Annotated in this window: 15 protein-coding genes; 8 read left to right on the top strand and 7 right to left on the bottom strand. The window is 40.6% G+C overall.

Annotation, left to right across the window (positions count from 1 at the left end; genetic code table 11):
- Window positions 1-264 precede the first annotated feature (264 nt).
- Window positions 265-699: an ATP-binding protein gene (locus AC27I2_RS15125; protein WP_008131176.1), complete on the top strand. Its 435-nt coding sequence runs from the start codon at window positions 265-267 to the stop codon at window positions 697-699.
- Between the two features lie 2 nt (window positions 700-701).
- Here the strand turns inward: AC27I2_RS15125 and AC27I2_RS15130 are convergent, their stop codons facing one another.
- From AC27I2_RS15130 to bioA, 6 genes are all read right to left on the bottom strand, one after another.
- Window positions 702-1,331 carry a Vat family streptogramin A O-acetyltransferase gene (locus tag AC27I2_RS15130; RefSeq protein WP_487204745.1) on the bottom strand — a complete coding sequence of 210 codons (630 nt, stop codon included), beginning with the start codon at window positions 1,329-1,331 and terminating at the stop codon, window positions 702-704.
- Between the two features lie 30 nt (window positions 1,332-1,361).
- The gene (locus AC27I2_RS15135) at window positions 1,362-2,372 is read right to left on the bottom strand and encodes an ABC transporter ATP-binding protein (protein WP_487204746.1); all 1,011 of its coding nucleotides are present in this window, start codon (window positions 2,370-2,372) and stop codon (window positions 1,362-1,364) included.
- Window positions 2,373-2,385: 13 nt separating this feature from the next.
- Window positions 2,386-3,885, bottom strand: a complete 1,500-nt coding sequence (locus AC27I2_RS15140) for an ABC transporter permease (protein WP_487204747.1) — start codon at window positions 3,883-3,885, stop codon at window positions 2,386-2,388.
- Window positions 3,885-4,925 (bottom strand): extracellular solute-binding protein, encoded by a 1,041-nt coding sequence (locus AC27I2_RS15145; protein ID WP_487204748.1) that lies wholly within the window; start codon window positions 4,923-4,925, stop codon window positions 3,885-3,887. The genes AC27I2_RS15140 and AC27I2_RS15145 overlap by 1 nt, the downstream gene beginning before the upstream one ends.
- Window positions 4,925-5,737 (bottom strand): hypothetical protein, encoded by an 813-nt coding sequence (locus AC27I2_RS15150; RefSeq protein ID WP_487204749.1) that lies wholly within the window; start codon window positions 5,735-5,737, stop codon window positions 4,925-4,927. The genes AC27I2_RS15145 and AC27I2_RS15150 overlap by 1 nt, the downstream gene beginning before the upstream one ends.
- A 187-nt stretch (window positions 5,738-5,924) precedes the next feature.
- Entirely contained in the window at window positions 5,925-7,235 is a 1,311-nt protein-coding gene (gene bioA / locus AC27I2_RS15155; protein WP_487204750.1) for an adenosylmethionine--8-amino-7-oxononanoate transaminase, read from the bottom strand.
- A gap of 95 nt (window positions 7,236-7,330) precedes the next feature.
- Here bioA and bioB point away from each other — a divergent pair, with 95 nt between their 5' ends.
- The 5 genes from bioB (at window position 7,331) to htpX (ending at window position 12,081) form a co-directional block, all read left to right on the top strand.
- Window positions 7,331-8,371 carry a biotin synthase BioB gene (gene bioB / locus AC27I2_RS15160; protein WP_058405598.1) on the top strand — a complete coding sequence of 347 codons (1,041 nt, stop codon included), beginning with the start codon at window positions 7,331-7,333 and terminating at the stop codon, window positions 8,369-8,371.
- Window positions 8,372-8,384: 13 nt separating this feature from the next.
- Window positions 8,385-9,536 carry an aminotransferase class I/II-fold pyridoxal phosphate-dependent enzyme gene (locus tag AC27I2_RS15165; RefSeq protein WP_487204751.1) on the top strand — a complete coding sequence of 384 codons (1,152 nt, stop codon included), beginning with the start codon at window positions 8,385-8,387 and terminating at the stop codon, window positions 9,534-9,536.
- Window positions 9,533-10,366, top strand: a complete 834-nt coding sequence (locus AC27I2_RS15170; protein ID WP_487204752.1) for a methyltransferase domain-containing protein — start codon at window positions 9,533-9,535, stop codon at window positions 10,364-10,366. Before AC27I2_RS15165 ends, AC27I2_RS15170 begins: the two co-directional genes overlap by 4 nt.
- 26 nt (window positions 10,367-10,392) lie before the next feature.
- Window positions 10,393-11,076: a dethiobiotin synthase gene (bioD, locus tag AC27I2_RS15175; RefSeq protein ID WP_487204753.1), complete on the top strand. Its 684-nt coding sequence runs from the start codon at window positions 10,393-10,395 to the stop codon at window positions 11,074-11,076.
- Window positions 11,077-11,217: 141 nt separating this feature from the next.
- Complete coding sequence (gene htpX, locus AC27I2_RS15180; protein ID WP_487204754.1) at window positions 11,218-12,081, top strand: protease HtpX; 864 nt, start codon at window positions 11,218-11,220, stop codon at window positions 12,079-12,081.
- A gap of 72 nt (window positions 12,082-12,153) precedes the next feature.
- Here htpX and gloA read toward each other — a convergent pair whose 3' ends face one another.
- Window positions 12,154-12,681 carry a lactoylglutathione lyase gene (gene gloA, locus AC27I2_RS15185; RefSeq protein ID WP_487204755.1) on the bottom strand — a complete coding sequence of 176 codons (528 nt, stop codon included), beginning with the start codon at window positions 12,679-12,681 and terminating at the stop codon, window positions 12,154-12,156.
- A 372-nt stretch (window positions 12,682-13,053) separates the two neighbouring features.
- Here gloA and AC27I2_RS15190 point away from each other — a divergent pair, with 372 nt between their 5' ends.
- Complete coding sequence (locus AC27I2_RS15190; RefSeq protein WP_058405604.1) at window positions 13,054-13,449, top strand: hypothetical protein; 396 nt, start codon at window positions 13,054-13,056, stop codon at window positions 13,447-13,449.
- A 106-nt stretch (window positions 13,450-13,555) separates the two neighbouring features.
- On the top strand, window positions 13,556-13,993 hold the full coding sequence (locus AC27I2_RS15195; protein ID WP_487204756.1) for a hypothetical protein: 438 nt from the start codon (window positions 13,556-13,558) through the stop codon (window positions 13,991-13,993).
- Window positions 13,994-14,079: the final 86 nt, after the last annotated feature.

Genomic DNA, 14,079 nt, shown 5'->3' on the forward strand with positions numbered 1-14,079 from the left:
TTTATTTAAATATGTACAACACATGCGCTCTATTTTATTAATAGAAGGTGCTGTACTAGAACCCTGTATCTTACCTAGTAAAGTAAAATAAAAAAACTGTTGCGGGCAACTCTTTAAAAGTTTTTATCAATGCGGTTTATTTTTAGTCGATTTTAAGGCACAAATGACTAAGTTTGTTATTTGCTGCTCTGAAGTTTAACGATTTTGTGGCATTATATATTTTTTGATTACTCAATAATGACCATTACTTTAGAAATGGATGCTATGAAACAAGTTTTTATTTTACGTGGACTACCTGGAAGCGGTAAGTCGTATTATGCACAAAATTTAGCAGACGAATTAGCGACTGCAGATGAAAGCCAATATTTAATTTGCTCAACAGACGATTACTTTTTAAACGAGCAGGGTGAGTATCACTTTGATAAATTTAAATTACCCCAATACCATAATTTAAATTTAGCCCGTTTTATACAGGCCCTCGCACAAGACATTCCGCTTGTAATTGTAGACAACACCAATATTAAAAAATGGGAATTTGTGGCATACACTCAAGCAGCTGTTGCATTAGGTTATCAAGTAAAAGAAGTGATTGTGGGTGAAGTTAAAGATAAATCTATGCAGCACCTATACGCTAAACGTAACTCGCATAATGTGCCGCTTAAAACGATAAGTAAAATGGCGTATATGTTTGAGTGGTAGTGCTAAAGTTTAGACAGTACATCTAAATTATTGTGAGTTATAGCATCTAAATGAGTAGTGATTTTGTCACTGCTCCAGTCCCACCATGCTATGGATAGCAGTGCACTAATCGTTTTATCGTCAAAACGCTGTTTGATTATTTTTGCTGGATTCCCACCAACGACAGCATAAGCAGGTACATCGCTGGTCACTACCGATTTACTGGCAATGATTGCGCCACTTCCTATTTTTACCCCAGGCATGATGGTGGCGTTATAGCCAATCCATACATCATTCCCTATTTCAGTATTGCCTTTAAAAGGTAAATCACCTGGTTGGGGTGCAGACTTTTCCCACCCGTTACCAAATATAAAAAAAGGGTAGGTAGAAAAACCAGCACTTTGATGATTGGCCCCATTCATTATGAAGGTCACATCTTTGGCTATCGCACAAAACTTACCTATGATGAGACGATCCCCAATAAAATCGAAATGATAAAGGACATTTTTTTCAAAATGTTCAGGCCCATCAGGGTCGTCGTAATACGTGTAATCACCTACTTCGATATTAGGTGACGTAATAAAATTTTTTAAATAACCTACTTGAGGAAACCCTGGCATTGGAGATGGGTTATTTGGGTTTGGTCCGTTCATAGTTTCCTCCAAAGTAACATGGTTAATCCGCTAGCTTTTAAATGCCGCCAGTGGATGAGAAGTGCTTAGCGAAACATGCACGTTATCACCAGGGTGAACAACCACTTCATGACTCACACGGCTAGTAACTAATGTACCACAGGCAAGTTTTATTGCGCATAATCGGCTTCCGCCTTCAAAACGTACCCAAATAACTTCGCCATTATTACCTACACTGCTTTGCACTAATAAAACATCGTCTGGACGCAATAAGACATCAACATCGCCTAGAGCGCAGTCAACACCGTGAGCGGGAACATTACCAATGTCGGTAAGTGCTTGGCCATTATTTAACGTGCCTTTTATAAAGCTAGCTTCACCCAAAAAACGCGCAACAAAACGATTAGCGGGGGTACTAAAGCATTTTTCGGGAGTGTCAATTTGTTGTATTTCTCCGCCTTTTAAAATACCAACACGGTCACCAACAGATAGGGCTTCTTCTTGGTCATGTGTTACCCAAATAGCAGGCACACCCGCATTTTTAAGTGCATTTCGTATATCCCAACGCAACATGTCTTTTAAAGCTGCGTCTAAATTTGATAGCGGCTCATCGAGTAATACAAATTCTGGCTGGTGGGCAAGGGTACGTGCTAGAGCAACACGTTGTTTTTGACCGCCAGACAGAGTTGCAGGTTTCTTAGTCCTAAACTCTTCAAGACCAAGTAAGTTAATCCAATGATTCGCAACGCTGTTATCTTTTAATTTAAAATAAATATTTTGCTCAACCGTTAAATGCGGAAATAACGCAAAGTCTTGAAAAACCATACCTACACTGCGCTTTTCAGGGGGCACCGATTTATTAGGGGTTGCACGCCATTTATCTGCGTTTATTTCACCCTCAGAGATAGGTATTAAGCCTGCGAGTGCTTGTAATATTGTACTTTTACCACAACCGGTTGGACCAACAAGCATTAGGATTTCGTTTTCACCAAGCGTTAAATTTAAATCGCTTACAACACGATTACTGCCATAATCTATAGACAACTGACTTACAGATAGCATTTACTTCTAATCCTTAATGTTCAAACTGGTTACGTTTTTCGCCAGACATCATAATAGCTAAACCACAAGCAGAGATCACCACTAATAACAGCCCAGGAATGGCAGCTCGGCCAAAATAGCCAGCTTCGTATACACGCCATAAATAAGTAGACAGAGTTTCAAACCCTGTTGGACCTAATAATAAGGTTGCTTCAAGTTCACGCATTGATTCTAAAAACACCAATGCGCCACCAGCCACGATACCGCGCATGGTTAAAGGCAAGGTAATACGCGTAAAGGCTTCACGCGGGCTTGCGCCAAGGACGCGAGCAGATTTCACCAAGCTTGGATCTAAATGTTCGGTGCTGGTGCGAATTGAACCAACCGCTAGGGGTAAAAAACGTAGCATATACGCTATGATTAATAGCCCTAAAGTTTGATATAAAAATGGTAATTGTAACCCGCCATAAACGAGCGCCGTGCCCATTACAATGCCAGGTATGCCAAAGCCAAAATAGGTTACTCGCTCCATAATTCGACCAGCTTTACCACTAAGGGCTGCATGTGCAACTGGCACAGCTACAATAACTGCCACCATAGCAGCAAGCGCAGACGCATAAGTAGAGTGCCATGCAATTGTAAAGTCAAAATTACTTACGCCATCTCTCGCAAGCCATATAAAAAATATGGCCAGTGGTAAACCTATAGCCAGTAGTAGGACAGGAGCGAACAGAGTAAATATAGCACCTAGTTGTAGCTTATTTGGAAATAAAATAAGAGGGCGGCCATGGCGCTCAGTAGCCGTTTTTATTTGTGATTCTATAAGTAGTAAAAAACCTACAATAACCATTAACTGAAGCGACAGCATCGCTGCGCGACCCAGTGCAAAGGCGTTGTATTCAACATAAATAACACGTGTAAAGGTATCAAGACGCATCATGGCTGGGGTGCCAAAGTCAGATAAAGTATAAAGTGCCACTAATAACGACCCAGCAGCAATGCCATTCACTACACGGGGTAAAATAACGTTGAATACACTTTGGGTCATCGACATACCCAATGTACGTGCTGCGTTTACCATGCTGGCATCTAAACTTAATAACGATGATCGGGTAGTCATCATTACAAATGGAAACGTATACAGTGTCATAACTATTGCAGCACCTGACAACCCATACATAGGGGGTGTTTCAAATCCCAATAAATTATTTATTTCGCCCCCAGGGCCAAATGCCGCGTAAAGCGTAAATGCACCAATATAACTGGGAATAGCAAGCGGGGCTGCAAACAATACAAGCCATGCTTTTTTAAAGGGTAAATGAACATAGGCACTTATAAATGCCAGTGGCACGCCAATCAAAATAGAACCCAAAACAGTTAAGCCCATTAAAGCCAGTGTATTGCCTAAAATGGCCAAGTTATGGCTATCAAAATAAGAGCTTGAGTCGCTTGCAAGCACCATTAATATACAAATAGGAGTAAGCGTAATGAGCGCTGCAAGCAGCGCCATTGGATAAGATGGAGGTATTCGCATTATAAAACGCCGTTGCTGCGCATTAAGTCAATAGTGGGACGTAAATCTGCAAGTTGTGTTAAATCAATTTTAGGTGGTAAAACACTTGAAAGCGAAGGTAAACCGTCTGGCTGCTCAATACCGTTTACTAGCGGTATTTCGTATGCTTCACGTGCTAAATAACCTTGCACTTCTTTACTCAGTAAATAACGCATAAAGTTAGTTGCAAGCGGGTCACTGTTAAGCGTTAAAATGCCAGAAGCATTTACCAAACAGCCTGCGTCGTTTTGAGTAAACGCTAAATCAAGTTTTGCATCAGGCTTGCCTGACTTCAATCGCAAGGTGTAGTAATGATTGGCAAAGCCGATATCTACTTCACCCCGTTCTACACCCATAACAACACCTAATTCACCAGCGTAGGTTTTTGCACGCTTTTTAACTTTTTTGAGCCATTTAGCTGTTTTATCATCACCTTCTAAAATACGCATTGCAGTAACAAATGATTGAAAAGACGCATAGGCAGGCGCCCAACCTATACTCAAATCGCTTTGAGCAATTTCCATAATACTCGTTGGAATTTGATCTTTCGTTAAACGTGATGTGTTATAAGGTAATGTACGTATACGGCCAGTTACTGGTGCCCACTCTTTGTACTTAAATTGTGGCTGCAGTTGCACTGATAAATCGTTTGGCAGTGGCTTAGCAAGTCCTGCATCAGTTACTAGGCCAATAGCACCAGAGTCAACAGCCCAAAATAAATCAGCGCGTTTAACGCCAGCTTTGGCTTCTGCAACAATTGTGTTGGCAAGCGCAGCGGTGGGTCCGCGGCGAATAGCTAAATTAAAATCAGGGTTATTTTTTTGGATAGCTTGTAATACATTTTCGTACAAACCGCCTTCACCTCGGCCTAAATATAAGGTTAAATCACCTTTAAGCTTTGGTAAATCGTCAACCGACACGGGGTTATTTACCGTATTGGCAAAAGCCTGCGATAGAGGTAATGGCAATGAGCCCATTACCCCTAATGCAGCCAACCCTTGTATAAAGGTTCTGCGTTCCACTAAAAAACGTCCTTACGATTTTTTTCGGCTTTTTCAATTAAACCCTTAGCGCGGTCTAATTTTGTTTGCATGTCAGTTACTACATCACGCACTTCATCAACACTTTTGTTGTCTGCAATCGCTTTTGGAAGCGTTACGTTAAAATCTTTTTCAAGTGCCTCCACTAAATTGGCATCTTGCTCAATAAGTGTTCCTTCAACGCCTTCGAATAAGTGTAGGTAGGTGTCGTGTACAATTTCAGTTGCTTCGTCTTGAAGGCGTTCAGCAAGTTTTGCGATAACGCGGTCTAGTTTGTGCTTTATTTCGTCTATTGTTGCACTTTGTGTCATTTCTTTGCTTGCTGTGGCTGTAACCGCCTTTAACAAGCCTTTTTGTTGAAATTTAGCCGCTAGTTTAACTGCACCTAAACCTTGCCATAAGGCAGTATTCATAGCGTGTTGTTGTGTACGTACTTCAGCTGCTGATTTACCACCATCAATTGCCATTTTTACACCGTACAAACCTTGCCAAATAGAGGCATAAACAGGTACTAAGTTAGTTTCAATTGCACTGTGAAATTTTACCGATTCCCAATATTCAATTAAATCGTCGGTGTTTACAGCTTTAGCGCCTTTACTTTCGTAGGTGCTAACAAGCGTGTCCACTTTACCTACCATCCACTCAACTTCTTCATTATAACTTTTAAGGTTAGCTTGAAGGTGATTTACATGCTCGCCAATAGGGCCGTTAGCAAATAAAGGTTGTGAAATAAATGCAGACGCGATTAAAAAAGAGGCACCTAATGCTTTGGCTGGTTTAAAAAATAAGTTCATGTAAGACGTCCAAAAGGTAATTGTAAATGATAGGTATTATCATATCCGTAAATATTACGAAGAGCAATATACTAAAACCGCTAATCACATATTTGAAGGCTTGAAGACGAATTTAATTAATGTAGATGATCTACATCAAGTTAAATCCGCCCTTGGCTAATTAGCATCACTTTTAGACCGACAATAATTAACAAGCTTTAGCGTAATGTTTGCCTTTAATTGCACTGTATATTGCATTGCAAAGCGTTTTAATACTGTTTTCGTCACTTATATACGGTGGCATAAGATAAATTAGTTTACCGAAAGGGCGGATCCATACGCCTTTTTCTACAAAATAAGCTTGGATAGTGGCAACATCAATGCTTCCCACTTCATCAGATAATTCTACAACGCCTATTGCACCTAAGGTTCTAACATCAGCAACATCTTTGAGCTCCATACATTGATGTAATTGCTGGAGTTGGTCATTTATATCAGATACACGCTGTTGCCAGTTTTGCTCAAGTAATAAATCTATGCTGGCACACGCAGCTGCACACGCTAGCGGGTTACCCATAAAGGTAGGACCGTGCATCAAAACACCGGCTTCACCTTCGCTTATGCCTTTGGCTATTTTATCGCTAGTCAGTGTGGCAGATAAAGTCATTGAGCCACCCGTTAGTGCTTTACCTATGCATAAGATATCGGGTTCGATATTGGCGTGTTCAACCGCAAATAATTTACCTGTTCGGCCAAATCCAGTGGCTATTTCGTCGCATATTAAAAGTACATTATATTGCGTGCATAGCTGCCTTACACAGGCTAAATAGTCGGGGTGGTAAAAATTCATACCACCTGCGTTTTGTACAATAGGCTCAATGATAAAAGCGGCTACGTGTTGGTGATTATTTTTAAAATAATGTTCAAGTTCAATCGCTTCACTTTTTTCAAAAGTACCAGAAAACTTACTGGCCGGGGCAGGTACAAATATGTGATCAGGTAAAAAACCTTTATATAGGCTATGCATAGAGTTAACAGGATCGCATACACTCATTGCAGCAAACGTATCGCCATGATAGCCCTTATAAGGCGTCATTAATTTTTGTTTTGTTTTAATACCTTGGCTTAACCAGTATTGCAGTGCCATTTTAATAGCTACTTCAACACTCACTGAGCCACTATCAGCTAAAAATACTTTGTTTAAGCTGCTAGGTGTAATTTTGACGAGCTTTTTGCACAGCTCAACTGCACTTGAATGCGTAATACCCCCAAACATTACATGGCTCATGTCATTAATTTGTCCAACCATTGCTTGGTTAATAGCAGGGTGGTTATAACCATGAATAGCACTCCACCACGATGCCATCCCATCAATTAGTTGTTCGCCTGTTTCGAGGTGAATTATATTGTGTTTAGCATGGGTGACAGGGTAAACAGGAATAGGCTGAGTCATTGATGTGTATGGATGCCAAATGTGTTCACGATCAAAATTTAAATCAATTGGTTGTTTTTTATTCATATGTAAACTTTAACTGGGTGAGCTTCGTTGACAATGGTACGTGAAGTTTTAGACTAATCCAACATCACCAATATGAAAAAAATAAAGAGAGAATTATGGAACGTGCACCTGTTCGTCACGATTGGACCCATAGCGAAGTTAAAGCATTATTTGAAATGCCGTTTAACGATTTACTGTTTAAAGCTGCGTCGGTTCACCGTGCTAACTTCAATCCAAATGAAGTACAAATTTCTACTTTGTTATCAATTAAAACAGGCGCTTGCCCAGAAGACTGTAAATATTGCCCGCAATCGGGGCATTATAAAACCGACCTTGAACGCGAACGCCTAATAGAAGTAGAAAAAGTAGTAGAGCAAGCACGCCTTGCTAAACAAAAAGGCGCTACACGTTTTTGTATGGGTGCAGCTTGGTCAGATCCAAAAGACAGAGACATGCCATACATTTCAAAAATGGTAAAAGAAGTAAAAGAGCTTGGCCTTGAAACCTGCATGACGCTGGGCAAACTCACAAACGAAAAAGCCCATGAACTCAGCAGTGCAGGTTTAGATTACTATAACCATAATTTAGACACATCACCTGAATACTACGAGCAAATTATATCAACCCGTACTTTTGAAGACAGATTAAATACCATAGATCATGTGCGCGATGCCGGTATGAAAGTGTGTTCAGGCGGTATAGTCGGTATGGGAGAGCAAGCCGCCGACCGTTATGGTTTACTAATGCAGTTAGCTAATTTACCACAGCAGCCAGAAAGTGTGCCTATTAATATGCTGGTAAAAGTAAAAGGTACCCCGCTTGAAAACGTGGACGATTTAGATCATTTTGAGTTTATACGCACCATAGCAACTGCACGTATAATGATGCCGCACAGCTATGTACGTTTGTCGGCAGGGCGCAACGCCATGAATGAGCAAATGCAATCAATGTGCTTTTTTGCGGGCGCTAACTCTATATTTTATGGTGATAAACTACTTACTACAGAAAATCCAGAAGCCGATGCAGACATGAACCTTATTAAAAAGTTAGGTATGAACCCAGAAACGCGTGAAGATTATTCAGACGAAGCTGTAGCTGCGTCGCTTTCATCGCAAGTAGCTGATAAAGCCACATCTGAATTGTTTTACGAAGCCTAATTAAGTCTTACTCATGCCATTTGAATTTATTAGTACACACCTTAATGAGCGGGCAGAGCAATCGCTATTACGAAAACGCCACGTGGTGCAAAATGCCACGGCACGCACTATTGAGGTTGATAATAAAACGTATTTAAATTTTGCTAGTAATGACTATTTGGGCTTTGGTGATATAGCTATCCACAGTGAAAATGTTAACACGCTAGGTAGCCACAGCTCTGCTTTAGTAACAGGGTATCAAATACAGCAACAAGCATTAGAGCAGTACTTATGCACTCAGTTTGGTTATCAAGCTGGGCTGCTTTTTAATTCTGGCTTTAGTGCTAATAGCAGTGTAATTAAAGCGTTGTTTCAGGATAAATCAGCAGCGCAAAGCAGTGCTATTTTTCAAGACAAGTTAAACCACGCCAGCTTAATAGATGGGGCGCTTCACTCTAATGCGGCATTAATACGTTTTAATCATAACGATTTAAACCATTTACGGTCTCGGCTCGAAAAGTCAAAAGCACAAAACAAGTTAATTATTAGCGAAGGCGTTTTTTCGATGGATGGCGATACGGCCCCCATAAGAGATCTACTGCTCCTTGCAAAACAACATAATGCTTGGTTGATGATAGATGATGCGCACGGCTTTGGCGCTTTGGGTAAAACAGGTCTTGGTAGTTGCGAAACACTTATTGGCGATACTTTACCCGACATACTCGTCATTACATTTGGTAAAGCGGTTGCCAGTAGCGGCGCGTGTGTATTGGGTTCACACTTATTTATAGACTACATGCTGCAATATAATCGCGATTACACATACTCAACAGCTATGTCGCCGTTAATGGCAAACAATACCTTAGCGCGTATAAAGCATATTAAAACAGCTGATACGCAACGCTCAACATTAAATAAAAACATAGCGGCATTTAAACACCTTGCACAACAGCATAATATAGCGGTAATGGAGTCCGATACGGCTATTCAACCTATTGTTCTGGGCTGTGCAGAGCAAACAATAAAAGCGGCCAATAAACTCAAGCAGCAAGGAATTTGGCTTACCGCAATTAGACCGCCCACGGTTGCATACAATACTGCGCGCTTAAGAGTGACTTTAACGGCAGCGCATACCCTTGATGATATTACTTATCTTGTTAAACATTTAGCAAAGGCACTACTATGATTGCCCACGCACTGGATATTGAGCCGGTTACAAAGGCCGCTGCAACAACCCAATTAAAAAGGCTTAACCCGGCACTTAAAAAAGGAGCGCAAGTTAACTTTTCAAAAGCGGCAGGTAATTACAATACACATGCGCATGTTCAAAAAAAAGCAGCCGATGATTTATTCAAACTAATAAACCCACTAGCTTGCAATAAAAATAAGGTGTGCGTTGATTTAGGCGCAGGCCCACTTGTAAACACCCAGCAACTTCAACGCCTTTACGGTACCGTGTTATCAATGGATTTAAGCTATGATATGCTCAAAACCTGTAATGAAGGTGATTACAAAATTTGCGCAGATATGGATAACTTGCCACTGCAAGCAAGCAGTGTCGATATAATTTTTAGTAACTTTGCAGTGCAATGGTCGGCCAATTTTAAGGCGCTTTTACAGTCACTTTATGGGGTGTTAAAACCGGGCGGGCAGGCTTATATTAGCACTGTAGTTGAAGGCTCACTTAACGAAATACAAACAGCGTTCGCTGCGGTAGATAGTCACAACCATATTAATACATTTAATGCGGGTGATTATATAAGCCAATCGGTCCAAAATTCTGGCTTTCAGGTCAACAGGGTAATCTCTAAAATTTATACAGACGAATATGCGTCTGCATTACACGCTATTCGCTCAATAAAGGCTATTGGCGCAACCACCCAAAACACAGCTAATACACGCCAAGGGTTATTAACAAAGTCGGCATTAAAAAAAGCGTGTGCAGCGTACCCTTTAATAAACCAAAAAGCGTGTGTTTCTTACCATGTAGTATTGTTATCATTAAATAAAGCGTAAATAACGTCTGTTTAAAAGGCACAGCCATGAAAGAATTTTTTATTACCGGTACTGACACCGACGCCGGAAAAACTCATGTAACTAGTTTATTGTTAAAGTTACTTGCTCAACACAAAAAAAAGGCAATAGGGTATAAACCCCTAGCTGCTGGGTCTGAAATGGCGTTTGATCAACTTGTTAATGCCGACGCACTTATGCTGATGGAAAGTGCAACGGTGAGTGCAAAATACGATGTGGTAAATCCCTTTACTTTTGCACCACCTATAGCCCCCCACATAGCCGCAGAGCAGGCTGGGGTAAGTATAAACGTTAGCAAGCTTACCGCAGCTTATAAAACGGTAAAGCAGCAAGGCGCTGACTTTATACTCACAGAAGGAGCGGGTGGCTGGGCTTTACCTATTAATAATACTGAGTATTTATACGACTGGGTTAAAACAGAACAACTACCCGTTATATTAGTCGTCGGTATGAAGTTAGGTTGCTTAAATCATGCGCTATTAACCGCGGCACATATGCAAAGCTTAGGCATTAACTGTGTAGGATGGATAGCCAACCAAGTTGATGAGCATATGGATGAGTACCAAGCAAACCTTGATAGTTTAAAGGCGCGGTTACCATTTCCTATTCTTGCTATCAGCCCTTACAGCGAGCAAACGCCAAAATTACAAATTTATAAAACACTTCTTGAAAATTTATCAATAAATCCATAAATACTACTTGTGTTGTGACATAGTTTGTCACAAAATAACACACCCCCTGTGACATAGTGTGTCATAGGGGTAGTGTTGCTCATAGTCGATCAAATTTTAGAAAAATCGCTCAGCAATAAATGTTATTTTTGGAGAACTCGAATGAAACGTGTATTTTTGTTTTTATTAACTAACCTCGCGGTTATGTTGGTATTAGGTGTGGTGCTTTCAATTATAATGAGCGCGCTGGGTTTAAGCCATCGTAGCCTAGGTGGTATATTACTTATTGCAGCCGTATTTGGATTTGGTGGATCGTTTATTTCACTATTTATGTCTAAATGGATTGCTAAAAAATCAACAGGTGCGCAGGTTATTACTCAACCAAGTAACGAAACCGAGCAGTGGTTAATAAACACTGTTGCTGCGCAAGCCAAAAAAGCGGGTATTGCAATGCCTGAAGTGGCAATTTACAACAGCCCCGAAATGAACGCGTTTGCAACAGGCCCAAGTAAAAACAACTCACTAGTCGCTGTAAGTACAGGGCTAATGCAAAGCATGACCCAAGATCAAGCCGAAGCCGTGCTCGCTCATGAAGTGTCACATATTGCCAGTGGCGACATGGTAACGCTTACGCTTATTCAAGGTGTGGTTAATACCTTTGTAATTTTTGCTGCGAAAGTGTTGGCAAATATCGTAGATAACTTTCTTAATGGCGATGAAGAAGAGGGCGGAATAAGCTGGACCTACATTTTATTCGACATGTTATTCCAAGTACTGTTTGGGGTGTTGGCAAGTATAGTTGTGGCACATTACAGCAGGCAGCGTGAATTTGCAGCCGATAGCGGTGCAGCAAAATTAGTTGGCGCCGACAAAATGCGCTCCGCTCTTGAACGTTTAAAGCAAAACCATCCTTCGCAGTTACAAGGATCAATGATGGCGTTTGGTATTGCGGGTGGTAAAAGCATGGCTGAGTTGTTTTCATCGCACCCGCCGCTTGACTCGCGTATAGACGCTTTACGTCGTTAAAAAATTCAAGTTTTTCACAGTACTTGTAAACAAAAAGCCTGCATTTGCAGGCTTTTTTATGTTTAATGTTTTTTATTGCGATTGAATAATGTCAGTAATACCCTCCGGCGAGAGTATTTCAATCCAGTAACCGTCAGGGTCTTTAATAAAGGCAAGACCTTTCATTGAACCACCATCTGGCTTTTTAACAAACTCTACATCGTATTTAGCAAAGCGCTCACAGGCAGCGTATACATCGGGTACACTAATCCCAATATGGCCAAAGCCTTTTGGTTCTTCATTACCACTGTGATAACCGGTAAAACTGTCGTCGTTTTCAGTGCCCCAGTTATGGGTAAGCTCAATCAGCGCAGGGCGTCGAAACACCCATTGTGTTTTTTCTGTATCATCGCCCTTTGGCATGTCTTGCTCGTAGCCTAAAAAGTACAAAGTAAACTCCATACCAGGAAAGTCGTATTTTCCTAACAGTTTCATGCCCAGTACGTTTTCATAAAATGCAAGCGACGGTGCTGGATCTTTAATACGCAACATAGTTTGCTGCATCACATAGCCCCCGGTGGCTTGTGCAATTTGCTCTGGAGATTCGTTATAGTGAGTCATACGCTAATCCTTAATAAAATGACTGAAAAAACCTTAATGGATTTAAAAAGGCAGGGTGAAAGCTCATCATAATAAACAGCGGCAAAAATTAAAACCACTTAGCTAAATTACTAGGCAGTGAGTTGAGTGTTTTATAAGCGTGAAATGGCATATCTACCCATGCTGTTTATTTGTACAGTACTTGTGTTTTATCCCATAACATTATTAAAAGTCGTTTTGGTGTATTTTAATAACGGGTGTTTTAAAGCCTACGTAATTACCTGTTTACATTAAAGTTATTAAGTGGAATTATTAAGCAGTGTGATATACGTCACTTTGGGGTGTTATAACCCCCCAAAGTGGTGTTCAATAAATTGTTAGGAGTCAGTGTGTATGGAAACAACTGCAGTTTTTAAATCAAATCTTTTTAAACCGTTTCTTCCAGAGGATTCACAGGTTAATCCCCAAGTTTATGGTGCAGAATTAGCTTATTGGCTATCTCAAAATTTAGCGAAGAAAGGAATTTTTACTTCATATCCAGAATATGAAGATTGGGGGTGGTTTATAGAATTAATAGTTGACGACAACGAATATTGGGTTTGCTGCGGCAACATAGAAGGCGAATCAGATCAATGGACATGCTTTTTAAAAAGGCTTTCCAAGGGGTTTTTCAACAAGAACAATGCTCCCATTGAACCTGCTATTCCCTTGCTTCAAGCTTTGAGGTCTCTATTACAAGAAACTGAAGCAATAAGTAACATCGAATGGAGTTTTGACAATGACTCCTAACAAACCAATAAACTCACTCGCTCCGCTCGCTGGGACACAAACACGCAGGGCCGCTTCGCTATTTTGCCCTACGCGTTTGCGCCCGTTATTGGGGCGTTAGGTGCCAATGAAGATCGTATTACTAACTTTGCTTCTGCTTTTTTCATTTAGAGTCTCTGCTGTGGAATCTTGTGAACCAGTCCCAGAGGGCAAGCAAAGACGAGATGGTGTTTGTTCATATGAAGATGCTGCATTTAGAGCTCGTCAGGTTTTTAGCTACATATTATCTTTAAAAAAATACTGTGATAGCGCAACCCAAGAAGAAATAAATGAGTGGTACTTAAGTAACAAACAGCTCATCGATAAAGCAGTTATCATCAGCAAGCAACCATTAAAAGAAATAGTAAAAAATACAGGCGCGGCATTATGGCAATCTGAGAGCAGCATCAGAGTTAAAGAGTCTTGCTCATATGCTAAACGTAAAATACATAATACATCACCTTCGCTATTTGGTGGTCGAGTAGGTGAGTATTTGGATTCTTACGCACCTAACAAAGCAAATTAAAAAGTACGGACAAAAAACAGTTGGCTTTGTTCGTGCCTCTCAAATTATAGCCAACTATTTTTTGCCGTTTATTTGCGGCGTTGGTA

The sequence above is a fragment of the Pseudoalteromonas sp. NH0006-46 genome (assembly GCF_057547735.1).

Excerpts from the sequence above, each read along its gene's own strand:
- AC27I2_RS15125 (WP_008131176.1), top strand. The coding sequence starts at position 265 with ATGAAACAAGTTTTTATTTTACGTGGACTACCTGGAAGCGGTAAGTCG.
- AC27I2_RS15130 (WP_487204745.1), bottom strand. The coding sequence starts at position 1,331 with ATGAACGGACCAAACCCAAATAACCCATCTCCAATGCCAGGGTTTCCT.
- AC27I2_RS15135 (WP_487204746.1), bottom strand. The coding sequence starts at position 2,372 with ATGCTATCTGTAAGTCAGTTGTCTATAGATTATGGCAGTAATCGTGTT.
- AC27I2_RS15140 (WP_487204747.1), bottom strand. The coding sequence starts at position 3,885 with ATGCGAATACCTCCATCTTATCCAATGGCGCTGCTTGCAGCGCTCATT.
- AC27I2_RS15150 (WP_487204749.1), bottom strand. The coding sequence starts at position 5,737 with ATGAACTTATTTTTTAAACCAGCCAAAGCATTAGGTGCCTCTTTTTTA.
- bioA (WP_487204750.1), bottom strand. The coding sequence starts at position 7,235 with ATGAATAAAAAACAACCAATTGATTTAAATTTTGATCGTGAACACATT.
- bioB (WP_058405598.1), top strand. The coding sequence starts at position 7,331 with ATGGAACGTGCACCTGTTCGTCACGATTGGACCCATAGCGAAGTTAAA.
- AC27I2_RS15165 (WP_487204751.1), top strand. The coding sequence starts at position 8,385 with ATGCCATTTGAATTTATTAGTACACACCTTAATGAGCGGGCAGAGCAA.
- AC27I2_RS15170 (WP_487204752.1), top strand. The coding sequence starts at position 9,533 with ATGATTGCCCACGCACTGGATATTGAGCCGGTTACAAAGGCCGCTGCA.
- bioD (WP_487204753.1), top strand. The coding sequence starts at position 10,393 with ATGAAAGAATTTTTTATTACCGGTACTGACACCGACGCCGGAAAAACT.
- htpX (WP_487204754.1), top strand. The coding sequence starts at position 11,218 with ATGAAACGTGTATTTTTGTTTTTATTAACTAACCTCGCGGTTATGTTG.
- gloA (WP_487204755.1), bottom strand. The coding sequence starts at position 12,681 with ATGACTCACTATAACGAATCTCCAGAGCAAATTGCACAAGCCACCGGG.
- AC27I2_RS15190 (WP_058405604.1), top strand. The coding sequence starts at position 13,054 with ATGGAAACAACTGCAGTTTTTAAATCAAATCTTTTTAAACCGTTTCTT.
- AC27I2_RS15195 (WP_487204756.1), top strand. The coding sequence starts at position 13,556 with ATGAAGATCGTATTACTAACTTTGCTTCTGCTTTTTTCATTTAGAGTC.